General features: G+C 73.6%; 27 protein-coding genes. 7 read left to right on the plus strand and 20 right to left on the minus strand.

The annotated features are described in order from the left end of the window. Nucleotides 1-20: 20 nt before the first annotated feature. The 11 genes from ACXJKG_RS00830 to ACXJKG_RS00880 all read right to left on the minus strand — a co-directional run bounded on the left by ACXJKG_RS00830 (nt 21) and on the right by ACXJKG_RS00880 (nt 12,209). Nucleotides 21-1,190: an NAD(P)/FAD-dependent oxidoreductase gene (locus ACXJKG_RS00830; protein WP_456843860.1), complete on the minus strand. Its 1,170-nt coding sequence runs from the start codon at nt 1,188-1,190 to the stop codon at nt 21-23. Next, nucleotides 1,187-2,227, minus strand: coding sequence for a semialdehyde dehydrogenase (locus ACXJKG_RS00835; RefSeq protein WP_456843861.1), 1,041 nt, complete (start codon nt 2,225-2,227; stop codon nt 1,187-1,189). Before ACXJKG_RS00835 ends, ACXJKG_RS00830 begins: the two co-directional genes overlap by 4 nt. Nucleotides 2,228-2,309: 82 nt before the next feature. Further along, nucleotides 2,310-3,167 (minus strand): NAD-dependent epimerase/dehydratase family protein, encoded by an 858-nt coding sequence (locus tag ACXJKG_RS00840; RefSeq protein WP_456843862.1) that lies wholly within the window; start codon nt 3,165-3,167, stop codon nt 2,310-2,312. Nucleotides 3,168-3,177: 10 nt separating this feature from the next. Beyond that, nucleotides 3,178-4,149, minus strand: a complete 972-nt coding sequence (locus ACXJKG_RS00845) for an aldo/keto reductase (RefSeq protein ID WP_456843863.1) — start codon at nt 4,147-4,149, stop codon at nt 3,178-3,180. Nucleotides 4,150-4,188: 39 nt separating this feature from the next. Continuing rightward, a complete protein-coding gene (locus ACXJKG_RS00850; protein WP_456843864.1) occupies nt 4,189-5,694 on the minus strand; it encodes an outer membrane protein assembly factor BamB family protein in 1,506 nt (501 codons plus the stop codon). Between the two features lie 38 nt (nt 5,695-5,732). Then, the gene (locus ACXJKG_RS00855; protein ID WP_456843865.1) at nt 5,733-6,683 is read right to left on the minus strand and encodes an LLM class flavin-dependent oxidoreductase; all 951 of its coding nucleotides are present in this window, start codon (nt 6,681-6,683) and stop codon (nt 5,733-5,735) included. After that, nucleotides 6,683-7,249 (minus strand): sugar O-acetyltransferase, encoded by a 567-nt coding sequence (locus ACXJKG_RS00860; RefSeq protein ID WP_456843866.1) that lies wholly within the window; start codon nt 7,247-7,249, stop codon nt 6,683-6,685. Before ACXJKG_RS00860 ends, ACXJKG_RS00855 begins: the two co-directional genes overlap by 1 nt. A gap of 21 nt (nt 7,250-7,270) precedes the next feature. Further along, the gene (locus tag ACXJKG_RS00865) at nt 7,271-9,244 is read right to left on the minus strand and encodes a penicillin-binding transpeptidase domain-containing protein (RefSeq protein ID WP_456843867.1); all 1,974 of its coding nucleotides are present in this window, start codon (nt 9,242-9,244) and stop codon (nt 7,271-7,273) included. 125 nt (nt 9,245-9,369) lie between these two features. Then, nucleotides 9,370-10,686, minus strand: a complete 1,317-nt coding sequence (locus ACXJKG_RS00870; protein ID WP_456843868.1) for an FAD-binding oxidoreductase — start codon at nt 10,684-10,686, stop codon at nt 9,370-9,372. Between the two features lie 87 nt (nt 10,687-10,773). After that, entirely contained in the window at nt 10,774-11,295 is a 522-nt protein-coding gene (locus tag ACXJKG_RS00875) for a TetR/AcrR family transcriptional regulator (RefSeq protein ID WP_456843869.1), read from the minus strand. After that, entirely contained in the window at nt 11,292-12,209 is a 918-nt protein-coding gene (locus ACXJKG_RS00880; protein ID WP_456843870.1) for an SDR family oxidoreductase, read from the minus strand. Before ACXJKG_RS00880 ends, ACXJKG_RS00875 begins: the two co-directional genes overlap by 4 nt. Nucleotides 12,210-12,315: 106 nt before the next feature. Between ACXJKG_RS00880 and ACXJKG_RS00885 the strand changes: the two genes are divergently transcribed. From ACXJKG_RS00885 to ACXJKG_RS00895, 3 genes are all read left to right on the plus strand, one after another. Beyond that, entirely contained in the window at nt 12,316-13,155 is an 840-nt protein-coding gene (locus ACXJKG_RS00885; RefSeq protein WP_456843871.1) for an aldo/keto reductase, read from the plus strand. Nucleotides 13,156-13,247: 92 nt separating this feature from the next. Beyond that, a complete protein-coding gene (locus tag ACXJKG_RS00890; protein WP_456843872.1) occupies nt 13,248-13,592 on the plus strand; it encodes a YciI family protein in 345 nt (114 codons plus the stop codon). After that, nucleotides 13,589-14,812 (plus strand): RNA polymerase sigma factor, encoded by a 1,224-nt coding sequence (locus ACXJKG_RS00895; RefSeq protein ID WP_456843873.1) that lies wholly within the window; start codon nt 13,589-13,591, stop codon nt 14,810-14,812. Before ACXJKG_RS00890 ends, ACXJKG_RS00895 begins: the two co-directional genes overlap by 4 nt. Here the strand turns inward: ACXJKG_RS00895 and ACXJKG_RS00900 are convergent. Then, nucleotides 14,775-15,416 (minus strand): GNAT family N-acetyltransferase, encoded by a 642-nt coding sequence (locus tag ACXJKG_RS00900; RefSeq protein ID WP_456843874.1) that lies wholly within the window; start codon nt 15,414-15,416, stop codon nt 14,775-14,777. The two genes, ACXJKG_RS00895 and ACXJKG_RS00900, sit on opposite strands and share 38 nt — an antisense overlap. Before the next feature lie 28 nt (nt 15,417-15,444). Here ACXJKG_RS00900 and ACXJKG_RS00905 point away from each other — a divergent pair, with 28 nt between their 5' ends. After that, complete coding sequence (locus ACXJKG_RS00905; RefSeq protein ID WP_456843875.1) at nt 15,445-15,819, plus strand: DUF5655 domain-containing protein; 375 nt, start codon at nt 15,445-15,447, stop codon at nt 15,817-15,819. A 2-nt stretch (nt 15,820-15,821) separates the two neighbouring features. Here the strand turns inward: ACXJKG_RS00905 and ACXJKG_RS00910 are convergent, their stop codons facing one another. Together ACXJKG_RS00910 and ACXJKG_RS00915 are read right to left on the minus strand one after the other, a co-directional pair. Further along, complete coding sequence (locus tag ACXJKG_RS00910) at nt 15,822-17,057, minus strand: RNA polymerase sigma factor (RefSeq protein WP_456843876.1); 1,236 nt, start codon at nt 17,055-17,057, stop codon at nt 15,822-15,824. A 14-nt stretch (nt 17,058-17,071) separates the two neighbouring features. Then, the gene (locus ACXJKG_RS00915; protein WP_456843877.1) at nt 17,072-17,497 is read right to left on the minus strand and encodes a YciI family protein; all 426 of its coding nucleotides are present in this window, start codon (nt 17,495-17,497) and stop codon (nt 17,072-17,074) included. A 149-nt stretch (nt 17,498-17,646) separates the two neighbouring features. Between ACXJKG_RS00915 and ACXJKG_RS00920 the strand changes: the two genes are divergently transcribed. Continuing rightward, nucleotides 17,647-18,294, plus strand: coding sequence for a class I SAM-dependent methyltransferase (locus ACXJKG_RS00920; RefSeq protein ID WP_456843878.1), 648 nt, complete (start codon nt 17,647-17,649; stop codon nt 18,292-18,294). Between the two features lie 47 nt (nt 18,295-18,341). On the opposite strand, the gene ACXJKG_RS00925 is transcribed toward ACXJKG_RS00920, so the two are convergent. From ACXJKG_RS00925 to ACXJKG_RS00940, 4 genes are all read right to left on the minus strand, one after another. Further along, nucleotides 18,342-20,159, minus strand: coding sequence for an adenylyl cyclase (locus ACXJKG_RS00925; protein WP_456843879.1), 1,818 nt, complete (start codon nt 20,157-20,159; stop codon nt 18,342-18,344). A gap of 250 nt (nt 20,160-20,409) precedes the next feature. Beyond that, nucleotides 20,410-20,925 carry a hypothetical protein gene (locus tag ACXJKG_RS00930; protein ID WP_456843880.1) on the minus strand — a complete coding sequence of 172 codons (516 nt, stop codon included), beginning with the start codon at nt 20,923-20,925 and terminating at the stop codon, nt 20,410-20,412. Nucleotides 20,926-21,015: 90 nt separating this feature from the next. Then, nucleotides 21,016-21,507 (minus strand): SRPBCC family protein, encoded by a 492-nt coding sequence (locus ACXJKG_RS00935; RefSeq protein ID WP_456843881.1) that lies wholly within the window; start codon nt 21,505-21,507, stop codon nt 21,016-21,018. Further along, a complete protein-coding gene (locus ACXJKG_RS00940) occupies nt 21,500-21,901 on the minus strand; it encodes an ArsR/SmtB family transcription factor (RefSeq protein WP_456843882.1) in 402 nt (133 codons plus the stop codon). Before ACXJKG_RS00940 ends, ACXJKG_RS00935 begins: the two co-directional genes overlap by 8 nt. A gap of 139 nt (nt 21,902-22,040) precedes the next feature. Here ACXJKG_RS00940 and ACXJKG_RS00945 point away from each other — a divergent pair, with 139 nt between their 5' ends. Together ACXJKG_RS00945 and ACXJKG_RS00950 are read left to right on the plus strand one after the other, a co-directional pair. Further along, nucleotides 22,041-22,451, plus strand: a complete 411-nt coding sequence (locus ACXJKG_RS00945) for a DUF6855 family protein (protein ID WP_456843883.1) — start codon at nt 22,041-22,043, stop codon at nt 22,449-22,451. A gap of 71 nt (nt 22,452-22,522) precedes the next feature. Continuing rightward, nucleotides 22,523-23,080: an SRPBCC family protein gene (locus ACXJKG_RS00950; RefSeq protein WP_456843884.1), complete on the plus strand. Its 558-nt coding sequence runs from the start codon at nt 22,523-22,525 to the stop codon at nt 23,078-23,080. Here the strand turns inward: ACXJKG_RS00950 and ACXJKG_RS00955 are convergent. Further along, on the minus strand, nt 23,077-23,484 hold the full coding sequence (locus ACXJKG_RS00955) for a DUF3224 domain-containing protein (RefSeq protein ID WP_456843885.1): 408 nt from the start codon (nt 23,482-23,484) through the stop codon (nt 23,077-23,079). The two genes, ACXJKG_RS00950 and ACXJKG_RS00955, sit on opposite strands and share 4 nt — an antisense overlap. Before the next feature lie 63 nt (nt 23,485-23,547). Continuing rightward, nucleotides 23,548-24,401 (minus strand): DUF222 domain-containing protein (locus ACXJKG_RS00960; RefSeq protein ID WP_456843886.1); only part of this gene is annotated, 854 nt, incomplete at its 5' end.

The raw sequence follows: 24,401 nt of genomic DNA on the forward strand, positions 1-24,401 counted from the left end.
GGTGGGACCTTCCGCACGGATCAGCGGCGCGCAGCGACCGCCGGCAGCGCCGGGGCGATGCGGGACCGGCGGACCAGCTCCCCGGGGACCCGCACCGCGCGGGCCCGGGACGGCATGAACCGCAGGAAGAACCCCACCCGCATGAGCCACGCGACCCAGCCGGTCAGCGGGATCCCGTACAGGTCGGCGACGCCCCGGCCGACCCCGAACGACGCCGCCTGGCCCAGCCCGAGGTAGCGGAAGCGCCGACCGGGCCGGCCCGTCAGCGCGCGGGCCACGTTGCGACCGACGTGGTCGCCGGCCTTGATCGCCCACAGCGCGTTGGCCGTGACGGGCAGGCCGCTGCGCGGGTGCGCGACCGATGCGGCGTCGCCCGCGGCCCACACATCGGGCGCGACGAGCAGCTCCCGGGTCGTCACCAGGCGGCCGCGGTCGTCGCGCGGGAGCGACTCCAGGCCGGGCAGAGCGACCGGTCGCTGGCCGGTGGTCGCCAGGACCACGCGCGTGCCGACGATCGACCCGTCCGACAGGGTCACCGACTCGTCGTCGGCGGCCACCACCCGCACGCCGGTCCGCACGTCGACCCCGAGCCGCGCGAGCTCCGCGGCGCAGCGGGCGGCGAGCCGCGGCTGCTCGTCGTGCAGCGCGGGGACCAGGCGGTCGGCCGACTGCACCAGGACCACGTCCGCGGCGCGGGCCGTCAGGGCGGCGGCGAGCTCGACCCCCGCGAGCCCGCCGCCGACCACGACCACCGGCCCGTCCAGGACGCGCACGTGCTGCAGCAGGTCGGCCAGGTCCCCGGGCCGGCGCAGCGTGAGCGCCTCCCCGTGCAGGCCGTCGAGGGGTTCGCGGCCGCCGGTGCCGACGACGAGCACGTCGTAGCCCAGGCTCTGCTCGGCGTCGCCCGACTCGAACAGCACGCGCCGCGCGACCAGGTCGACCCGCGTGACCCGGGCGTGCAGGACGCGAGCGGCTGGCATGGCCTCGGTCAGCGGCGTCTGCGTGAGCTCGATCGGCAGCAGGCCGGAGACGACCTCGCCGGTGAACCCGTGGAAGTTGTGCACCGTGTCCGCGCTGAGCACGACGATCTCCACGTCGCCGCGCCGCAGCTCGCCGCGCAGCCGCCGCACCAGGGCGGCGTAGGCGTGCAGCGTCACGTACCCGCCGCCGAGCAAGACGACGCGCTTCACCGCGCACCCGCCTCGACGAGCAGCGGCCGACCGAAGCTGGTCGGGGTGGCGGCCGCGAACCCGTGGTGCGCGAACCGCCGCGCGAGGCCGCGGACGTGGGACACGTGGTCGAGGGTCGGGACCCCGGTGGAGAAGTGCCCGCGGTGGCCGGCCAGCCCGAGCAGGAACGTCTCCGCGAAGCACGCGTACGCCTGGCCGCGCGGCAGGCCGATGTTGCCGCCCTTGAGCTCCATGCCGGGGATCGCGACGACCCCGCCGTCCACCACCGTGACGTCGGGCCGGGCGGCGGCGAGGTCCGGCGAGGTGTTGCGGGGCTGGGTCGCGTCGAGCACGAGGGCGCCGGGCGCGAGGTGCTCGGCGCCGAGCAGCGCGTCCGCCGACGCCGTGAGCAGCACCACCGCGTCGCAGGCGCGGACGTCGCGCAGGTCGGTCGACGTCGTCGTCGGCACCCGCGCCCCCACCTCCGCCGCCAGGTTCTCGAGCTTGACCGTGCCGCGTGCCACCAGCAGCAGGGAGTCCACCGACCCGCCCCGGGCCAGCAGCCGGACGAGGGTGGTGCCGACCGACCCCGTCGCCCCGACGACCGCGACGCGACGGTCCGTGGCGCCGGCGAGCAGGTCGAGCAGCTGGTCCTCGACGATCGCCGCCGTGTACGCGTTGCCGTTGGTGACGCCGATGTCGGTCCGGCCCCGCAGCGTCGCGCCGCCCGCCGTGACCGTCGCCGTGAGCGCGCCGAGCCCGACCACCTCCGCGCCGAGGCGGGCGGCGTGGTCGATCGCCCGACCCACGCGCGCCCGTCCCTCGTGCGGGTTGTCCAGCAGGTGCCTCGCGCCGAACGGCACGACCACCACGTGCCCGACCGGCGCCTGGTCCAGCGTCACGCGGGCCAGCGTGTGCGGCGGCAGCGGGAGCGAGCGGACGGCCGTGTCGAGCAGCCCCTCCGGCACGTGGCCGAGCGGGCGCCAGATGCGGGCCAGGTCCTCGCCGAGCCGGGCACGCGGGTGGACCAGGAAGGCGAAGCGTGCGGCGGTGCTCATCGGTGGCTCCCGTGGCTCGAGGTGTGCCCCGAAGGGGCGCCGCGAGAGCTCTCTGATACCGCCGGTACTGGAGCGGGGTCCGTCAGACCTCGTCGCGCCAGGTGTGCTGCGGGTCGTAACCGAGCAGGCGGCGGGCCTTGTCGATGGACAGCAACGTCTCGCGGCCCTCGATCTTTCGGGTGACCGGCACGTCGGGGAAGTACTCGGCGACCAGCTCGGCCGACGGGCGCTCCAGCACGATGTCCGGCGACGCCACGATGAACGCCTCGAACCCGGTGAGGTCGCTCTCGAGCGCGAGCCGGACCGCCAGGGCGCCGTCGCGGGCGTCGATGTAGCCCCAGAGGTTCCAGATGCGGCTGCGGGGGTCGTCGGCGAAGCCCGGGAACGCGGCGTAGTCGGCGACCTCCATGACGTTGGAGAACCGCAGCCCGATCAGCTTGAGCTCGGGGTCCCAGCGCGTGAAGTGCCGCGCCATCTCCTCCTCGACGGCCTTGCCCAGCGAGTACGTGCTCTCGGGGCGGACCGGGTACTCCTCGTCGACAGGGACGTACGGCGGCGGCGTCTCGAACGGCAGCCCGAGGACCGTCTCGCTGGAGGCCCAGACCACGTTCTTGATCCCGGCCCGGCGCGCGGCGCTGAACACGTGGTGGGTGGCGACGACGTTGTTGGCGAAGGTCGCGCCGCTGGGGAGCAGGCCCGGCGCGGGGATCGCGGCGAGGTGCACCACCGCGTCGACGCCGTCGTAACGGTCGTCGATGCCGGTCAGCGCCTCGGTCACCTGCCCCAGGTCCGTGAGGTCCACGCGCGTGAACAGCGCCCTCTGACCGGCCGGCGGGAGGGCGGAGTCGACGTTGACCACGTCGTACCCGTGCTCCGCCAGGTGCTCCACGACCGCACGCCCGAGCTTGCCTGACCCACCGGTGACCACGACGCGACTCATGGCCCCGACGCTATCCCGCGTCGACCCAGGCGTGCTCCGGCGGGAGCAGCGCCTCGAGCGCCGGCCAGATCGCGTCGGGCAGAGGCTCCGAGGCCAGGTCGAGCGTGCGGGCGACGCGTCCGGGGCGGCTCATCCCGACGATCGTCGACGCGATCCGGGGGTCCCGCATCGAGAACTGCAGCGCCGCGGTGCCGAGATCGGTGTGGAAGTCGGAGCACACCCGCCGCATCGCCTCGACGGCGGCCAGCGTCTCGGGCGGCGCAGGACGGTAGCCGTACGTCGTCGGCCCCCCGGCCTGGAACGCCAGGATCCCGCCGCCGTAGATCGCCGCGTTGAGGATGCCCATCCCCTGCCGGACCGCCTCGTCGAGCAGCGGGCCGGCGCTGCGGTCCACCAGGGTCCAGCGGTTGTGCACCAGCAGGACGTCGAAGACGCCCAGGTCCAGGTACTTGGCGATCTCCTGGACCCGCCCGCCCGCCAGGCCGATCGCGCCGACCTCGCCGGCCTCCTTCAGCTGCACCAGCGCCTCGACCGGTCCGCCCGGCGCGGACATCTCCGCGAAGTCGAACGACTCCGGGTCGTGCAGGTGGACCAGGGGCAGGTGGTCCAGGCCCAGGCGCTCGCGGCTCTCCGCGACGGACGCGCGCACGCGGTCGGCGGAGTAGTCGCGGCCGGCCGGGTCGACCTTGGTGGCGATGACGACGCCCTCGGGCACGCCGCCGGCCTCCACCAGCGCCGCGCCGATGCGTCGCTCGCTCTCGCCGTCGCTGTACGCGTTCGAGGTGTCGATGAACCGGATCGGGCTGTCGAGGGCCGCCAGCACCGTCGCGACTCCTTCGTCGGCGGAGACGTCGCGGCCGAACAGAGCGGGCATGCTGCCGAGCGGGCCACCGCCGAGACAGACCGCCGAGACCTGGAGGCCCGTGGGGCCGAGATCGCGGATCCAACCGGGCTGACCGGGTGCGTAGTCGGGCTGCTTCATCCCGCCATCCCACCACGGCGCGGTCCGGGATGTCGGCAGTCAGCCACCGGGCGTGAACGCCACGATCCCGGCGGAGCTCACCCCGAACAGCCGGTGGTCGACCACGGCGATCGTCTCGAGCCCGGACGGCGCCTCCGTGGTCCAGGCGCGCCGGCCGTCGCGCAGGTCGTAGGCCGCGAGGGTCGTGCGTTGCGGGTCGCCGCCGAGGACGATCGCATGGCGGCCGTCGGTGACCAGGTTCCGGCTCCCCTGGCCGGCCGCCCGGACGTGCCAGGCCTCGACCCCGCTCCGCAGGTCGTGCACCTGCAGCGTGCCGTCGATGAGCACGGCGATCCTGCCGTCGGCGAGGACGGTCGTCGTCGTCGCACTCGTCGTCCGCATGGGGATGGTCCACGCGGTCGTGCTCGTCGTGGCGTCGAGGGCGCGCAGGCCGTCGTCGGTCTGGAGCAGCAGCAGGTCGGGCTCCGAGCCGTCGTCGGTGGCGATCCACGCGAGGTAGGACTCGCCGGTCCGCAGGCGCCGACCGGTGTCGAGGTCGAGCAGGACCGCGGAGCCGTCGGCACCCGGCGTCAGGTTGTGCCCGCGCTGCCGCCACACCTCGTCGGTGTCGTAGTCGCCCGATGCCGTCCCGTCGGCTGTGAACAGGTGAGTCGCACCGAGCCAGCCGACGGCGACCCGGTCCCCGAGCAGCCGGACGCCCGCGAAGGCCGACCCGGTCGAGCCGGGTCCGCGCGGGACGGTGGCGCTCCAGCGTTCCGCCCCGGTGGCCGGGTCGAGGCGCGAGACGCGCGACGTGTCGGCATCCGCGGACGTCGTCGAGGCGATCACGACGTCGCCGCCGAGCGCCACGACCGAGGTGTGGTCGGCGACCTGCTCGTCCCGGACGACCGCGCCTGTCGCGACGTCGAAGGTTCGCAGGCGCAGGGCCGTCGGCTCCACCATCGAGGCGCCCCCCGCGTCGTCCTGGCCGGAGCCGAGCGTCCACGACTCCGGCACCAGGCACACGACCACGCTGTCCCCCGGCGCCGAGCAGCTCGTCGGGTCGTCGACGGAGAGGTACGGCGGGTCCCCCAGGTCCGGGGCCGTGGTCAGCGACGCCCTCCAGAGCTGGTCCCCGGTGTCGCCGTCGACCGCCCGCAGCGACTGGCGCAGGTTGGCCGACTGGTCCCACAGGACGAGGACGTCGTCGCGGACCCACGCCCGGCCGGGGATCCCCAGCATGTAGTCGCCCGGGGCCGACCGTGACGCCCACGCCACGGCCGGCGGCCCCGGCATCGGCGCGACCACCGTGGGGAGGGCCGCGAGAGCCGTCGCACGCTCGCGCCCGGCCTGTACCGAGCGGGCGACAGGGAGCGCGATCGCGACGACGAGCGCGACGACCACCGCCCCGGCGAGGACGCGGTGGCGCCGGACCCACCCCAGCCCCCCGCGGACCGCGCCGCGGACGGCGGAGCGGGCACGATCGACGTCGTCGGCGGTCGAGGCCAGGGCGTGGTCGCCGGGCTCGACGAGCTCGACCTGCGCCATGTCGCCGCGGTGCGCCATGCACGGACGCTACCCGCAGCGGCCCGAGGCGACCGTGATCAGAGCACCCGCGCGAGGTCCTCCAACGCCGCCATCGGGTCCGCGCCCACGGGGATCAGCACGGTCGTGGCGACCCCCGCGTCGTGCAGCTCGCCGATCCGCTTCCTCGCCCCGGCCACGGTCCCGACGACCGCGAGCTGGTCGACCCACTCGTCGGGCATCGCGGCCGCGAAGGCCGGGCGGTCGGCCGCCCCGGCGCGCAGGGCGCGGAACTCGTCGGCGAACGGCAGCGGGGCGATGTGCACGTCCCAGTCGGGCTCGCCGATCCACTCCAGAGCGGGCCGGACGGCGTCGCGGGCGGCGGTGGCGGAGTCGTCGACCGCCGCAACGCAGTACGCCACGATGCGGTGCTCCCGCGTGGGGGCGATGTGCCGGAGCGCCTCCGCGACGTACTCGGGGGTCACCGGCTCGGCGAGGATCGTGCCGTCCGCGGACCGGCCCGCGAGCGCGAGCGACTTGGGGCCGCGGACGCCTGCCAGGACCCGCGGCACGGCGTGCGGCGGCGTGTTCAGGTCCACCCCGTGCAGCGTCACGTACCGCCCGTCGGCGTCGACGGATCCCCCGCGCAGCACCGCGCGGACGGCGTCGAGGTGCTCGCCGAGCATGGTCAGCGGGCTCTGCGGCCAGGCGTCCACCTGCCGCATCCAGCCGGGCATCCCGTGCCCGATGCCGATGTCGACCCGGCCCGGGAAGAGGTCCGCGAGCGTCGCGGCCTCCATCGCGGTGAACGCCGCGTTGCGCACGGCGGCGGGCAGGATGCCGATGCCCACCCCGATGTGCTCGGTCATCGCGAGCGCCGCGGCGGCCTGGGCGACGCCACCGCGGAAGAAGCAGTCCTCGACCACCCAGAGCTCGTCGAACCCGAGCGCCTCGGCCCGCTGCGCGAAGGGCTTGAACCGGTCGGCGGGCAGGTCCCGCGGGAGCATGACGCCGACGGCGCGCTCGGTCATCAGATCTCCTTGATCACGCGCGCGGGGTTGCCCACCGCGACGACATTCGCGGGCAGGTCCTTGGTGACGACGGCACCCGCGCCGACGACGGTGTTGTCGCCGATGGTCACGCCCGGGCAGACGATGACGCCGCCGCCGAGCCACACGTTGTTGCCGATGGTGATGGGCTTGGCGGCCTCGAGCTTCGCGCGGCGGGGCTCCGGGTCGACCGGGTGGATCGGGGTGAGCAGCTGGACGTTCGGGCCGATCTTGGTGTCGTCGCCGATGCGGATGTACGCGACGTCGAGCGCGACCAGCCCGAAGTTCACGAACGACCGCGCGCCCAGGTGCAGGTGCACGCCGAGGTCCACGAACAGCGGCGGCCGGATCCAGGAGCCGTCGCCCAGCGAGCCGAGCAGCTCGCGGAGCCGGTCGACGGCGTCGTCGTCCCCGTCCCTGACCGCCTGCGCGAACCGCTCCGCGCGGGCCTGCGCGGCGCTGGTCAGCGCATGGATCTCGGCGTCGGCCTCGTACCAGTCGCCGGCGACCATGCGTGCGTACTGCGTGCGGGTGTCCTCGTCACTCATGCGCCCGACGCTCTCACAGCGTCACCCCTGAGCCGAGCGAAGGAACTGCTCGAGCAGCGGCCCGGCCGTGGTCGAGCCGTACTCGCCGACGTCGACGAAGACGGCCACGGCCAGGTCGCCCTGGATCGCGATCATCCACACGTGGTTCTGCAGGCTGCCGGCGTCGCCGAACTGGGCGGTGCCGGTCTTGGCGGCGACGGGGTCACCGGGCACGTCCTGCAGGAACGCGGCCCCGCCCTCGGTCACGACGGAGCGCATGAGGTCCTGCAGGGTGGCGGCCTCGGCGGCCGTCAGCGGGACGGTGGGCCGAGGGGTCTCGGTCGGCGTGGCGGTCCCGGAGTCGGACGGCTCCGGGCTCGCCGCCCCCTCGACCGGGACCACGAGCCGCGGCACCACGGTCGACCCGTGCGCGACGGACGCGGCGACGGTCGCCATGCCCAGCGGGGAGGCGAGCACCCGGCCCTGGCCGATCATCGACGCGGCGTGGTCCGTGCCGTCCGAGTCGCCGGGGACGTCGCCGAGGAACGCGGGGAACCCCAGCGCCGCGTGCGAGTCCAGGCCCAGCGAGCCCGCGGCGTCGATCAGCGCGTCCTGGTTCGCGGAGTCGCGCGCCGAGATGAAGGCCGTGTTGCACGAGTTGGCGAAGGCGGTCCGCAGCGGGACGGTGCCCAGCTTGTCGGTGGGGTACTCCGGGAAGTTGGAGAAGGTCCGGCCGTCCACGGACACGGTCGCGGGGCAGGTGGTGTCGCTGTCCGGCGTCAGCCCCGACCGCAGCAGGGCCAGGGCGCTGATCACCTTGAACGTGGAGCCCGGCGCGAACTGCCCGAGCGTCGCGGTGGACATCCCCTCGCCGCCGGCGCCGCTGGCCGCGGCGAGCACGTCGCCGGTGGACGGCCTGATCGCCACGATCGCGCTGGCCGGGGTGACCCCGGCGAGCACGTCCTCGGCCGCGTTCTGCAGGCGGACGTCGAGCGTCGTCGTCAGCGGCGTGCCCGGCGTCGGGGGGACGTCGTACAGCTGGCGCGGCGTGGAGCCGTCGGCCTGCGCGGCCGTGATGGTCAGGCCAGGGAGCCCCCGCAGCTGGGCGTCGTACTGGCGCTGCAGGCCGGACAGGCCCGCCAGGTCCCCGGCGGCCACGGCGCCGTCGGACTTCTCGACGATCTCGGCCGTCGCCTCGCCGACCGACCCGAGGATCGGCCGCGCGAACCGGCGGCTGGGCGCGAGCGGCAGCGTGCCGACGACGTCGTTGACCCCCGGCATCGCGGCGAGTGTGAGCACGTCGTAGCCGGGATCGCCGTCCCGGATGGTGATGGCCTCGACGAACGCCTTCTCGCCGGCAGCGGCGACCTTCGCCGCGTACGCGTCGGGGTCCTGCCCGAGCTCGTGGGCGAGGGCCCGGGCTGCCGCGTCCTGGTCGGGCGCGGCGACCCGGGTCTTGTCGATGCCGAGGTGGTGCACGGTGCGCGGCTCGACGATCACTGCGCCGTCGGCGCCGAGGACGTTCGCCCGGTCCGCGCGCGTCCGCTGCACCGTCAGGACCTCGCCCGCCGTGAGGTCGGGGGCCAGCAGGGTCGGCGCCCAGGTGACGTGCCAGACGTCCTTGTCGTCGCGGGTCATCCGCGCGTGCGTCTGGTACGTCCAGTCGGCGTCGCTCTCGTCGACGTCCCACGTGAAGCCGAGCGTCGCCGTCGCGGCGTCCTCGTCCGTCTCGTCCACCGTCGTCGAGACGACGGTGACGGTGGGCTCCCACGGCGCCAGGCCCTCGTACGCGGCAGTGCGCTCGGCGGTCGCGGCGGTGCTGTCGGTCTGGCCGCCGGCGAGCGGCGCCTTGGCGAAGTTGCCGGAGGCGAGCGCGGCCGCCAGGGCCTTCGCGGCCCCCTGCGGTCCGGGCGGGTCGGCCGAGCAGGCCGTGAGCCCCGCGACCACCAGCAGCACGGCCACCCCGCCGCCCGCGAGCCGTCGCCGCGCCACTGCCCGTTCACCTGCGAACGTCATGCTGTCCCCTCGTCGTGCGGCACCGCCGCCGCCCTCTGCTCGAGCAACGCTCCGAGAGCGTGTCATCACCCGGTCGCCTCGCGTGGGCGAACGGTGCAGCCTTCACCTTTCCTCCCCAGAGGACCTCAGCCGAACAGCCCCGCGGGGTCGTACGCCTGCCTCACCCCGGCCAGCCGCTCGGCCGTCGCGGCGTCCCACACCGCCTCGACCCTGCCGCCGAAGTTCGCGTTGAGCTCCACGGCCGTCCACGGCTGCACCGCGTCCGCGAGCGCCTGCGCCGCCACGGGCACGGTCGTCCCGAACTGCGTGGGGTCACCGGCGACCACGCCGAGGGTGAAGGCGGCCTGCCGCCCCGCGACGGCCGAGCCACCGGGGACGTCGACGTTCGCGGGGCCCGCCACGTGCCGCAGCTCGGAGGCGACGAACGGGTGGTGCGTCCCGGGCCCCACCTGACCGAGCACCGCCGTCGCCAGGTCGTCGTCGGCGTGGGTGAGCATGAATCCCCGCACCCAGCTGGGCCCGGGGTCGGTGGGGTCGTTGTGGATCTCCCTCGCGCGGGCGACCGGCAGCACGGCCACGGTGTCGGCCAGCGTCGGCGCGAGCGCCCTCAGGGGTGCCGCCACCGACTCGCCGACAGAGGCGTCCCCGGGCCGGGCGAACCGCAGCACCAGCACGGTCCGGCCCCGCAGGAACGGGGGCACCGCCTCGAACGGCGGGAAGCCGATGATCGCCGCGCTCGTCGTGGTCTCCGGGTCGGCGGTCTGCGTCCACGCCAGCCAGCCGCGCAGCGCGGTCTCGATGTGCTCGGCGTCGAAGAAGAGGGAGCCGGCGTACAGCGACGGCATCGCGACGAGCCGGACCCGGACCTCGGTCACCACGCCGAGCCCGGACTTGCCGCCGCGGAGCGCCCAGAACAGGTCGGGGTGCTGGTCGAGCGACGCCTCGACGAGCTCACCGGTCCCGGTGACCACGGTGAACGACTCGACGCGGTCCGAGCTGAACCCGTGGCTGCGCGCGAACGGCCCGAGACCGCCGCCGAGCAGGTAGCCGACCACGCCGACGCCGGCCGACGACCCGGCGATCGGCGCGAGCCCGTGGGCGTCGGCGACCGGCACGACGTCGCTCCAGAGGGCGCCCGCGCCGATGGTGGCGACCTGCGTCGCCGGGTCGACCGCGACGCCGTCGATCCGGTGCGTGGTGAGCAGGACGCCCGACGTCACGGGGGTGACGGCCCCGTGCCCGGTGGCGAGCACCGAGACCGGGACCCCCTGCTCGGCGGCCCAGCGGACCGTCGCGACGACGTCCTGCGCGGACGCGGCCCCCACCGCCACGTCCGGCGTGTGCACCACGGCGCGGTTGTGGGCGGCGACCTCGTCGGCGAACCCCTCGTCGTCCGGGAGGAGCACGGGACCGGTGGTGCGGGAAGCGAGGGGATGAGACATGCCGACGGCTCCTTGCAGATCGGGTTCACGGGCAGGCTGCCACGCGGACAGCCCCGGAAGCACGACCTTTCCACCGACCTCCGACAGTCAGCCGACCAGCAGACCGACCGCGCGGTGCAGGTCGTCCCGGACGTGCTCGGGGTCCGCCCCCGGCGTCAGGGTCACGCCGTGCACCAGCCCGAGCACCTGGTCGAGCAGCCGGTCCGCGGGCCACTCGTCGTCGCCGCGCGCGTCACGCAGGGCGGCCACCTTGCGCGCGTGGGACGACACCGACTGCGGGAGCTGCGCCAGCACCCCGGGACGCTCCAGGTTGTGCCAGAGCAGCAGCCGCACCAGCGACGGGTGCGCCCAGTTGAAGTCGAGCACCCGGACGGCGTACCCGGGCAGGTCCGCGGCGTCGAACGGCACGGCGTCGAGCAGCTGCTCGATCCGGTCCTCGATCACCGCGTCGAACAGCTGGTCCTTGCTGCCGAAGTAGGCGTAGATCCGCTGCTTGTTCGCCCCGGCACGCTCCGCGACGCGGTCGACGCGCGCGCCGGCCAGCCCGCGCTCGGCGAACTCGTCGGCGGCCGCGTCGAGGATCCGGCGCGGGGTGTCGGCGGCCATCATGCGGGCAGGGCCGTCCCGGTCAGGTCCTGGGAGACGGCCCACAGGCGTGCGGCGGTGTCCTCGTCGCGCATCCGGCGGTTGAGCTTGGCGGGGCCCGTGGGGCCGACGAGCCCGAAGCGTCCCGACGGGCCGTAGTAGCCGCCCTCGGCCGCCAGCGGGTCCGTGGCCGCGAACAGCATCGGCTCGGCGCCCTCGGGCGGCAGCTGCGACGGGACGAACGGCATGCTGCCGATGGGCGAGCGGTGCGACCCGTCGCGGCCCAGCGACGCCCCGGCGGTCTGGAGGTTGGTCTGCGTGAACCCGGGGTGGGCCGCGTTGCTCATCAGCGGCCAGCCGCGCTGCGCGCTGACGCGGGACAGGTGGCGGGCCAGCATCAGGTCCGCCAGCTTCGACTGCGCGTACGAGCGGGTGGGGCTGTACCGGCGCCGGGTCCACTGCAGGTCGTCGAACCGGATCCGCCCCACGTTCGCCATGCCGCTGCTCATGGTGGTGACCCGCCCGGCGGGCCCCGCCAGCAGCAGCGGCAGGAGCCGGTTGGTCAGCGCGAACGGGCCGAGGTAGTTGGTGCCCAGTTGCAGCTCGAACCCGTCCTCGGTCTCGAACCGCGTCGGCGGGGCCATCACGCCGGCGTTGTTGACCAGGGTGTCGAGGTGGTCGAGCTCGCTGCCCAGGGCGTCGGCGAACGCCTGCACCGACGCCAGCGACGCGAGGTCGACGATCCGCACCTCGGCTGACGCGTCGGGGTGCGCGGCCCGGATCTCCGCGAGGGCCTTCTCGCCCTTCCCCGCGGTGCGCACCGCGAGCACCACGTGGGCCCCGGCGGCGGCCAGTCGCTCCGCCGCCTCCCGGCCCGTGCCGCTGTTGGCACCGGTGACGACGACGGTGCGCCCGGTCTGGTCGGGGACTGCGTACATCTGAGGCTCCTCGCCAAGAACAACCAACTAGTTAGTTGGCAATCTGTCACGCATCTCTGCCACCGTCAAGAGGCAGCCGCGACCGCGAGAGGGTCGAATAGGAGGCATGAACACCACCGTTCCGACCATCCGCCTGAACAACGGCGTCGAGATCCCGCAGCTGGGCTTCGGCGTCTTCCAGATCGACCCGGCAGAGACCAAGGACGCGGTCCTGCAGGCCTTCGAGGTGGGCTACCGCCACATCGACACCGCGCAGATGTACAAGAACGAGCAGGGCGTCGGCGAGGCCGTCGCCGCGTCCGGCCTGTCCCGCGACGAGGTCTTCATCACCAGCAAGCTGAACAACGACGCGCACGACCCCGAGGACGCCGCGATCGCGTTCGACCTGACGCTCGACACGCTCGGCCTCGACCACGTCGACCTGTTCCTCATCCACTGGCCGATCGCCATGGTCAGCGACTTCGTCGAGACGTGGAAGGCGATGGAGGACTTCTACCGGTCCGGCCGCGCCAAGGCGATCGGCGTCTCCAACTTCCAGCCGCACCACCTGCGCCGCCTGAACGCCGAGACCACGATCACGCCGGCCGTCAACCAGGTCGAGGTGCACCCCTACCTGACGCAGGAGGAGGTGCGGGCGTTCGACACCGAGCACGGCATCGCCACCGAGGCGTGGAGCCCGATCGCGCAGGGCAAGGTGCTCGACGACCCGATCATCGTGCGGATCGCCGAGTCGCTGGGGAAGACCCCCGCGCAGGTCACGCTGCGCTGGCACCTGCAGCGCGGCGACATCGTGTTCCCCAAGTCGGTGACCCGCAGCCGCATCGAGGAGAACTTCGCGCTCTTCGACTTCGAGCTGAGCGACGTCGACCTGGCGGACATCTCCAGCCTCAACCGGGACGAGCGCACGGGCCCGGACCCGGACACGTTCGACTACGTGCCTCGGTAGATTTCGAGGACCCTGTCGATCCGGCTGATCACCGTTCGTACAGACGGTGAGCAGCCGGACCGACGCCGGCGCCGAACACCGAGGAGGACGCCATGAGCCACTACCTGCTGAGCGTGATGGAGCCCGCCGGACCCATGCCGGACGCCGAGTTCCTCGACCCGATCATCAGGGCGGTCGGCAAGGTCGACCAGGCGATGAAGGACGCCGGCATCTGGGTCTACGCCGGTGGCCTGCACGACCCGAGCACCGCGACCGTGCTGCGTGCCAAGGACGGCGACGTCATCCCCACCGACGGCCCGTTCGTCGAGGCCAAGGAGCACCTGGGCGGCTTCACGATCATCGACGTGGGGGACCTCGACGCCGCGCTCGACTGGGGCGGGCAGCTGGCCGTCGCGACGACCCTGCCCATCGAGGTGCGGCCGTTCCGCTACCAGTGACGCAGGTCGACGACGGCGCAGTCGCGAGCGTCTTCCGCGCCGAGCACGGCCGCGCGGTCGCCGTCCTGACCCGGACCTTCGGCGACCTCGACGTCGCCGAGGAGGCCGTGCAGGAGGCGTTCGTCGCGGCCGTGCAGCACTGGCCGGTCGACGGTCTCCCGCCGAGCCCGGCCGGCTGGATCATCACCACGGCCAAGCGCAAGGCCATCGACCGGCTGCGCCGGGAGGCCTCGCGCGACGACCGGCACGCCCAGGCGGCGCTGCTGCACGAGCGCGAGGAGCCGGTGGAGGTGGGACCCGTGCGGGACGACCGGCTCCGGCTGCTGTTCACCTGCTGCCACCCGGCGCTGTCCCTCGAGGCGCAGGTGGCGCTGACGCTGCGGCTGCTGGGCGGCCTGACCACCGAGGAGATCGCGCGGGCGTTCCTGGTGCCGGCGCCTACCATGGCGCAGCGGCTGGTGCGCGCCAAGGGCAAGATCCGCGACGCCCGCATCCCGTACCGGGTCCCCCGGGACGCCGACCTCCCCGACCGCCTGCGCGCGGTGCTCGCCGTGGTCTACCTCGTGTTCACGACGGGTTCGGGGGCGCTCACCCGGCAGGACCTCTGCGCGGAGGCGATCCGGCTGGGCCGCGTGCTGGTCGAGCTCATGCCCGACGAACCCGAGGCCATGGGCCTGCTGGCACTCATGGTGCTCACCGACGCCCGCAGGGACGCCCGGGTCGCGGCCGACGGGTCGCTCGTCCTGCTGAAGGACCAGGACCGCTCGCGCTGGGACGACGCCTCGTTGGAGGAGGGTCGCGAGCTCGTCCGGCGCTGCCTGCGGCGCGACCACCTCGGTCCGTACCAGCTGCAGGCCGCGATGCAGGCGGTGCACAGCGAGCCGGCGGGGACCGACTGGCGGCAGATCGTGATCCTCTACGACCAGCTGATGTCGATCGCGCCGAGCGCCGTCGTGGAGCTCAACCGGGCCGTCGCGGTGGCCGAGCTCGAGGGTCCGACCGCGGGGCTCGCGCTGGTGGACGACCTGCCGCTCGACCACTTCTACCTGTTCCACGCGGTCCGCGCGGACCTCTTGAGGCGTCTCGACCGACCCGCCGACGCCATGACCGCGTACGACGACGCGCTCGCCCTCACGCCCACCGAGGCGGAGAGCGCGTTCCTGCAGCGCAGCCGCGACGCGCTCAGCGCAGCCGGGCCACCAGCGCCGCCCGCACCGTGAACCACTCCGCGGCGACGATCGAGAAGTAGGCCGTGTCCCGCAGGCCACCGTCCGTCGCGACGGTGTGCACGCGCCGCACGCCCTCGAACCGGCCCCCGATCCGCTCGATGGCCGCGCGCGACGCCGCGTTGCGGGCATCGGTCTTCAGGGTCACCCGCAGGGTCCGCCACGTCTCGAACGCGTGGGTGAGCAGCAGCAGCTTGGCCTCGGTGTTGACCGCGGTCCGCTGCGCCGACGCCGCGTACCAGGTGCTGCCGATCTCGGCGACGGACGGCGGGAGCTGGTCGCTCGGCGCGCCTCCGACCCCGATCCCGGGCGGCCAGGGCGCCGGGTCCTGGAACACCTCGAGGTCGAGGAACCGCGTGCTGCCGACGAGCGCGTCGTCGGCCAGGCGTCGCACCGCGAACGGCACCGCGCGTCCCCCCGCGGCGTGCTCGAGGGCGGCGGCGACGTACGCCGCGGTGTCGTCGCGACCCTCCGGCACCCACGTGTACCCGTAGCTCCCGCGCTCCTCGGCGGCGGCGCGGGCCAGGCCCTCGACGTGCGAGAGGTCCAGCGGCTCGAGCCGCACGTGCTGCCCGGTCAGGGTGAAGGGCTCGATCATGCGGTCATCCTGGCGCAGCATGGTGGCCATGGACGAGCGTGTCTGGACCGTGGACGACCACCTGCGTGATGCCGACCCCGCCCACGTGGAGCTGTGGCGGGCGTTCGCGGCGCTGGTCGAGTCGACGGGACCGGTCACCTACGCCGTGGCGAAGACGACGATCACGTTCAAGGGTCCGCGGCGCGGGTTCGCCGGCGCCCGCCCCACCCGCCGGGGCGTCGACGGCTACCTCGACACGATGCGCCCGCTCGACGGCGACCCCCGGATCCTGCGGTCGTCGCCCTACCTCACGCGCCTCTACGTCAACCACTTCCGGATCAGCACGCTCGCGGACCTCGACGACACGTTCGCCGGCTGGGTCCGGGAGGCGTCCGCCGTCGGAGCCGGCGCCCACCTGGCCTGACGTCAGCCATCACCCGCGACCGTCGCGGAACGCGCCATGAGCAGGTTGCGCTCCCGCTGGGTGGGTGCCAGGGCCGCGGCGCGCTCGAGCTGGTCGGCGGCCTCGTCGGTGCGACCGAGCCGGATCAGCACGTCCGCACGGACCGCGCCGTACAGGTGGTAGCGGACCAGCCGGTGGTCGTCGGCGACGGCGTCGAGGGCCGCGAGCGCCGCCTCCGGCCCGTCCGCGTACAGGACCGCCACGGCCCGGTTGAGCTCGACGACCGGCGACGGTGCCAGCTGGGCGAGGGCGTCGTACAGCGCGACGATCGCCTCCCAGTCGGTCTCCTCGAAGCTCCGGGCGCGGCTGTGGCACGCCGCGATCGCCGCCTGCACGGTGTACGGGCCGAGCGGCCGGCCCAGCGTCGTCGACCGGGCCAGCGCCGCGAGCCCGTGTTCGATCAGCGCGCTGTCCCACCGCTTGCGGTCCTGGTCCTGCAGCAGCACCCCGTCGCCGCGGGCGTCGAACCGGGAGGCCTGCAGCTCCATGAGCGCCACCAGCCCGTGCACCTCGGGCTCGCGCGGCAGCAGCCCCGCGAGCACCCGGCCCAGCCGCATCGCCTCGTCGGCCAGGTCCCGGCGGACCCACGTGGGACCCGTCGTCGCCGAGTGCCCCTCGGTGAAGATCAGGTAGACCACCTCGAGCACGGAGCTGAGCCGGGCCGGCATCTGGTCGGCCTGCGGCACCTCGAACGGCACGTGCGCCTCGGCCAGCGTCCGCTTGGCGCGCGAGACGCGCTGACCGATCGTCGGGGACGGCACCAGGTAGGCGCGCGCGATCTCGTCCGTGGTCAGGCCGCCGAACAGCCGCAGCGTCAGCGCGATCCGCGACTCGCGGGGCAGCACCGGGTGGCACGTCAGGAACACGAGCGAGAGCAGGTCGTCGCCGATCGGCTCGTCGACGATCCGGTCCGCCGGCGGTTCGTCGGCGAGCCCGTGCGCCACGATCGCGTACTTGGTGCCGCGATTCTGCTCGCGCCGGATGAGGTCGATCGCGCGGTGCCGGGCCGTGACCATCAGCCACGCGCCCGGCTGGTCGGGCACGCCCGTCGTCGGCCACTGCTCGAGGGCCGCGACGAACGCGTCCTGGGCCAGCTCCTCCGCCAGCCCGACGTCCCGGACCAGGCGGGTGAGCGAGGCGATGAGCCGCGGCGACTCGATCCGCCAGATGACCTCGACCGTGCGCCGCGCGTCGGTCATCGCCCCGCTCCTCGTCAGGCTTGCGCCTTCAGGCGGTCGACGATCGCCTGCTCCCGCTCGAGCACCTCCGGCGAGACCACCTTGGCGAAGTCCTCCATCTCGAAGAACGGCCGGATCTCGAGCACGGAGACCATGCCCTCGGTGGTCGGACACCGCTTGGCCCACTCGACGGCCTCGTCGAGCGAGCTGACCTGCCAGATCCAGTAGCCGGCGACGATCTCCTTGGCCTCGGCGAACGGCCCGTCGACCACCGAGCTCTCGTGCCCGTCGAACACCAGCTTCACGCCGGCGCTGCTGGGCTGGAGACCCTCGCCGCCGAGCATGATCCCGGCGTTCACCAGCTGCTCGTTGTAGACGTTCATCACCCGGAACATCTCGTCCGTGGGCGCGACCTTGCCCTCGTCCGCGCCGGAACCCTTGATCATGACCAGGACCTTCATGGCTGTCTCCTCACGGTGGGTGCCCGCTCGACGCTAGTGCCGGGCCGGGGCCTTCACCAGGTCGTCGAACGGGGACCGGCGTTCTTCGACCGGGTGTGCCGACGAGTTTTCACCGGGCACCCCGCGCGGCCCGCTCCTAGCGTGGACGGATGACTGCTCCCGACGACCTCGAGGGCATCGCCCGCTTCTGGGACGGTGCGGCCGCCGCGTTCGACGACGAACCGGACCACGGCCTCCGCGACGCCGGGACCCGCGCCGCCTGGGCGGCCCGGCTCGCAGGCTGGCTGCCCGCCGGCCCCTGGGACGTGCTCGACCTCGGGTGCGGCACCGGGTCGCTGACGGCGCTCCTCTCCCAGGCAGGTCACCGGGTCACGGGCGTCGACGTCGCGCCGCAGATGATCGAGCGGGCCCGGGCCAAGCTCGACGCCGCCGGGCTGCCGGCGACGTTCGTCGTCGGCGACGCCGCGCGCCCGCCCGGTGGTGAGGTCGACGTGGTGCTCGCCCGCCACGTTCTCTGGACGCTGCCGGACCCGCCGGCGGCGCTCGCCCGATGGGTGTCGCTGGTCCGACCCGGTGGCACCCTCGTCCTGGTCGAGGGCCGCTGGTCGAGCGTCGGCGCCCCGTACCCCTCGGACACCCCGCCCCTGCCCTGGGACGGGGGCGTCACCGCGACGGACCTCGTCGACGCCGTCCGCCCGCTCGTCTCCGCGCTGAGGGTCGAGAACCTCAGCGACGACGACGTCCTGTGGGGCGGACCGGTCACCGACGAGCGGTACGCCGTCGTCGGCAAGGTCTGAGACGCGACGAGGGGCCCGACCGGCGGCCGGGCCCCTCGTCCGTCAGATCACGGCGCCGGGTACTCCAGCACCACGCTCGGACCCTGGATGGTCGGGGTCACGGGGTCGCCCACGTCGTTGACCACGTGGTCGATCGTGCCCGCCGCGTTCAGCGAGACGGTCAGGATGTCGTGCAGCCGCACGCCCGGCGTGACCGGCACCTCGTACGCCCGGGTGGCGTGCAGGGTCGGGTTCACGTTGGTGTAGATGTAGCTGCCCATGCCCCAGGCCTCGTGGGTCTTGACCTTGTCGCCCACCTTGTAGGCGGCCCAGCCGTTCACCCCGTCGTGCTGCCAGGACGCCTGGTCGGGGGCGTCGTACGGCAGCTCGTTCTGGAACATGATCGTCTTGCCCCGCTCGCCGTTCCAGACGACGTTGTACTTCTGGAAGTGCTCGGAGAACAGGCCGGTCGCGGTCACGTCGTTGCCGTTGACCAGCACGCCGGTGTCGGCGGTGTTGATCGTCCAGCCGACGCCCGTGCCGTGGTCGGCCCGCCAGGCCCACGTGTGGTCGATGATCGTCTGGTTGGTGTTGACGACGAGGCTGTTGGTGGCCTTGCCCACGTGCTCCCCGCCGATCCGGAAGAACACGTCCTGCACCGCGGTCGGGTTGCTCGCGCTGCTCAGCAGGGGCTTCTTGAGCCTGGCGTCGAGCGCCGAGATCTTGGTGCCCAGCTGCAGCAGCGCCGGCGAGTTCGTCGGGCCCGCGTCGAACATGAGGCCGGCGATGTCGATGCCGGGGACGTCCAGCGTCTGCATGGCCACCACGCCGTTGTCGGGGACGATCGTCGCCAGGCCGAGGCCCAGCACGACGGCGTTGGGCCACAGCACGTTGAGCGTCTTGCTGACGTGGTAGACGCCCGGTGTGAACAGCAGGTTCTTGCCGACGGCGAGAGCCGCGTTGATCTTCGCCGCGCTGTCGCCGGGCTTGGCGACGAAGAAGCTGCTGATCGGCAGCGACCGGCCCGGCGTGCTGCCGTTGGCCCACGTGGTCCCCGTGGTGTTCGTCTGCGCCGACGGCACGAACACGTTGTACTTCCCGGCGGCGTCGACATAGAGGTACGGCTTCTCGCGCGAGGCCGGGTTGGTGTCGAGCGTCGTGTACTTGTTCCCGCCCGCGAAGTCGGTGGCCGGAGCGCCCTGGACCCCGGCGAAGACCTGGTTCCACACGCTGTTGGTCCAGGTGGCCACCGAGCTGTTGCGGACCAGGAACTGCTGCTGGCTCCCGTTGATGACCAGCGGCAGGGCCGAGTCCGCGATGAAGCCGCCCGACGCGTACTGCGGACCGTCGGTGCAGTAGTCCATGAGGCTGACGTTGGCGCCGGTCACGCTCACGCGCCGCATCGGAGCGGCCTGCGAGACGGCCCAGAAGTTGGCCGAGCCGCGGCAGCCGTCGGCGTTGCCCACCTGGTAGTGGATGCTCAGGTTGGACAACGAGCGCCAGAAGTTCACCAGCGCGGTGCAGTCCGACGGGGCTCCGGGTGCCGTCGGGAAGCACTGGTTGTAGACCTCGATCGCGCCGTTGATCACGACGTCGCCGGGGTTCTGGCCCAGGCCGGCGACCTCGGTGAAGTAGCCCACCTGGAAGCGCAGCGGCTGTTCCGGGGTGCCGTACGTGCCCGGCTTGAAGAGCAGCGCGTAGCGGCCGTCACCGAACTGCGCCGGGACCTGCTGCGCCGCGATCGCGTCGACCGTCGCCTGGATGTCCGCGATCGGCTGGCTGGGGTCGAAGACGATCACGTTCGGGCCGAGGTCGGTGGGTGCCGACGCCTCCGCCGGGGCCGCGACCAGCGGCACGAGCGCGAGGCTCAGCGCCGCGACGACCACGGCGGTCGTCCGCCGGCGGTGGGGAGCCGCTGTCGCTGGTCGGTTCTGAGCATGCTGACGCCTACGAAGGAGCATGGGGGTTGGACCTTTCTCCGCACACAGGGCACGTCCGAGGACGGGCCCTCGCACGCGAGGGGGCACCGTCGTTGGCGCCGTGCACCGGACTTTTTGTTGCCGGCCAGGACAAAAGGTACTAGTCAGGTGACTCGTGTCAACCCTGACAGGTCAGTAAGTGTTTGGCCCTCGCGCCTCAGCCGCGGGCGGCGGTCGTCCCGGCGAGCCGCCGGATCCACGGCGGCGTCCCCCGGCCGCGGACGGCGTCCGTCGCGAGCCGCAGGCGGGCCGCGGCCACCTCGGACCGACTCACCTCGACCACCGCGCGCGCCGCCGACGGGCGGACCGGCGCGGCGGCGTCGGCGGCCACGAAGTCGACGTCGTCGCCGCCCCCACGGTCCTCCAGGGCCTGGAGCACGTCGAGCGACAGACCGGCGAGGAACGCGTCGTCGTCGGCCGTGGCCAGGGGCGACGTCGCCAGCAGCGCGAGCGCGTCGAGCCCGACCGAGCGCCGGCTGTCGTCGTCGGCGAACGCCAGGTCCACGGCCCACTGCACACGTGCCCACCACTGGGCCCGGGCGTCGGCCGCGCTGCGCTGCCGGACGGTGAGGATGCCGACGATGAGGGCGCCGATCGCGCCGATCGCGGCCACCAGCGGCCCGAGGGTCGCGACGATGACGTACCAGGGCTCCTCGGACAGCGTCGCGCTCATCAGGCCTGACATCCCACCTCTTCCGTCTTCCGTCTTCCGTCGACGACGCTGGCGAGCGTATCGGGCACCCCCGACGGCCACCCGCCGGCGTCACTCGGAGGCGTCGAGGACCTCCGCGAGCCGGCGCAGGATCATGCTGCGCCAGCCGCCGCCCATGATCCGGCGGGACAGCTGGGCGACCTGGTCGTCCGGGTCGAAGCCGGCGTGCTCGAGGAACAGCCGCGTCCCGCGCCCTTCGGCCTCGAGGGTCCAGGTGACCGTCGTCGGGACCAGGTCGGGGTCGGCCGCGTCGGTCCACGTGACCTGGAGCATGCGCGGCGGCTCGATCGCGAGGACCGTGCTCGCGACCGTGCCGGAGAACCCGGTCGCCTCGACCCGCCGGCCCGCCATGGTGAAGCGGTGGCCCACCTCCGGCACGAAGTCGTTCGTCATCAGCCACCGCGACATCAGATCCGGCGTCGTGAGGGCCCGCCACACCTTCTCGGGCGGGTGCGGGAAGAACTGGTCGACGCGGATGGTCGTCGGATCGGTCGCCTCGTCCTCCGCCGGGAGCTCCCCGCCCGTCGTCCCCTGGTCAGTCATGGTCCTCACCCTTCGTCGCTGGTGTCGCTGGTGTCGCTGGTGTCGCTGTTGCCGCTGGTTCGTCGTCCATCTGGTCGAGCACGGCTCCGAGGGCGGTCAGCCGCCCGCGCCAGAAGCGCTCGTACGGCGTCAGCCAGCCGGCGAGGTCCCCCAGCGGCTCGGCGGTCACCGAGTAGATCCGGTTCCGGCCCGCCGGCCGCTCCCTCACGAGGCCGCCCTCGCGGAGCGCGGCCAGGTGCTCCGACACGCTCGGCCGTGACATCTCGAACGCCGCCGCCAGCTCCGTGACGGTCTTGTCGCCGGTCAGCAGCGCGTCGAGGATGTCGCGCCGCGTGGGGTTGGCCAGCGCGCCGAACAGCCGGTCGAGCGCCGAGTCCTTGAGCCGACGCGGCATCAGCCGCGCCCTCGCACCTGCTGCTCGATCATGCGGCGATAATAGGTAGGTATTTTCCTACCCGTCAACTTCCGTTCCCTCCGGGCCCGCCAGGACGGATAGTGGGGACGAACCGCCGCGACGCTCGAGGGAGAGACCGATGGCCGGCACGGGAACCAAGGACGACCCCTGGCAGCTGACGACGGCGCCCGGCTCGTCCGCGTACACGATGTACCGCGACGAGTCCGCCGACCCGCCCGCCCTCGTCTGCCAGGTCGGCTCGACCACGCTGAAGTACCACCTGAGCGCGATCGCGGACCTGCACGCGTGGCTGCTCGCTCAGGGCGACGCGGTTCCGCTCGGCGCGGCCGACGAGCAGAAGCCGGCCGCCGCGGGGACCGTCGAGGCGTGGGGTCGCGACGAGAGCAACCCCGTCGGCGGCTGGTACGGGCTCCGCAAGGGGTACCGCGGCCGGTTCGGCATGTACCTGCCGCCGCTGCTCGAGGCGCTCGGCCTGGTCGAGCTGACGCACGACGCGCGCAACAACACCGTCCGCGCGATCCCCTCCTGAGGAGCGCCTGAGGGCCCACGCCGCTCGAGCTGCTCGCCGCCCTAGCGTGGGGTCCCGACGACGGGGGACCCATGAGCATCGCGGTGGCCTGGGGCGTGAACGCGGCCGAGCAGCGGCGCGAGTACCCCTGCGACGCCCTCGTGCCGGCTCCGGCCCGGCGGCTCTTCCGCGGCGTCGACGTCCTCGCCCCGCCCGAGGTCGTCTACCGGTGGCTGTGCCAGTTCCGCGTCGCGCCGTACAGCTACGACTGGATCGACAACGGGGGCCGACGGAGCCCCCGGACCGCGCTGCCCTGGACGTGGGAGCTGGAGGTCGGGCAGCGGTTCTCGCGGATCTTCACGCTCGACTCGTTCGTCGCCGACCAGCACCTGACGGTCCGGATGGCACCGGGGGCGGGCCGGCGACTGTTCGGCGACGTCGCCCTCACCTATGCCCTCACCCCGGGTCCGACGCACACCCGGCTCGTCGCGGTCCTCCGCGTGCCCGAGCCGCGCACCCGGACCCGAGCCGTGCGGACCTGGCTCCTGGCCTGGGGCGACCTGGTGATGATGCGCAAACAGCTCCGCACCTTCGCCGGCCTGGCGGAGGCCGAGCACGCCCGCACCACCGGCCGCGGGACCGCGAGCTAGTCGAGCGTGTACTCGAGCCGCAGCCGGTGCGTGCCGTCCGCGTCGACCGAGATCACGCCGGTGCCCGCGATGCCGAGGAGTTCCCCGGTGCCGCTCGACGGGACGACGACCAGGTGCTCGTCGAACCGGTCCATCCCGTGCGTCGATGCGGCATGGACGTAGTTGAAGCTCCCGCTCCGACCGTCCAGGGACCCCTCGAACGACTCCATCGCCACGTACGTCCCCACCCCGCGGGCCGGGTCGAAGGCGGACGTGAACAGCGTGGTCGACCGACCGTCGATCCCGCCGGAGTACTGCTTGGCCATCGTGGCCACGCCGACTGCCAGCGCGGTCACCACCGGATCCTCCTCGGCGATCGGCACGCCGACGAAGCCGCTGACGGTGAAGGTCCCCTCGGTGATCATCCGTGCACGCTAGCGACGGCCTCCGACATCCGGATCGCGGCCGGGGGCGACCGCACCCGCTCCCTAGAAGGGTGGGTCGCCGAGGTCGATCGGGCGTGGGGGTGGTTGGTGGGTGAGGAGGTCGGGGGTGGTGTGGATGAGGGCGGGGTGGCGGGCGTAGGTCAGGCCGTGTCGGTCGGTCCAGGTGGAGACGCCGGTGGCGGGGTTGTAGGTGACGTTCCACCAGCCTTCGGTCTTGGCTTGGTGGTGGTGCTTGCACAGGGCGTGCAGGTTCGCCTCGCACGTCTGCAGGTCGTGCACTTGCCCCTGGCCCGGTTCGTGGCCCGGGTGCGGCCGGTCCTGCGCGGCGCGGTCGTGGTCATACGGGGTGCGGTGGTCGATCTCGCAGCGGGTGGCGGGTTGTCGGCAGCCTGGGAAGGTGCAGGTCACGTCCCGGGCTTGCACGGTGCGGGTCAGGTCGGCCCCGGGGCGGTACGACGTCGTGCCGACGGCGCAGACCTGCCCGGTGTCCGGGTCGGTCAGGACGCGTCGCCAGGTGCCGTCCTGGGCGAGCTCGCGGGCGACCTGCGCCGGGACCGGCCCGTAGGACCCGAGGAACCCGGGCGCGTCATCCAGGCCGAGCAGCGTGGTGGCGGCCACGGACAGCTGCACGGCGACCCGTTGCCCGTGCTTGCGGGGCAGCGGGGTGCCGTCGGGGGTGGCTTGCCGGTCGAGGATGGCGGTGAACACGTCGCTGAAGGCGTCCGCCCGCCGCTGGTCCACGGTGCGCTGGTCCCCGTCGAGGGTGGCGTGTCCGGCCAGGGCGTCGATCGCGGTGAACGCCGCCGTGGCTTCGGCGGCGGGTAGGTAGGCGACCAGTCGGGCCATCGCGTCGGGGGCCAGGATGAGGTCGATGCCGCGGCGGTCGCGTTCGGCGA

This window comes from Cellulomonas sp. P5_C6, assembly GCF_054049635.1.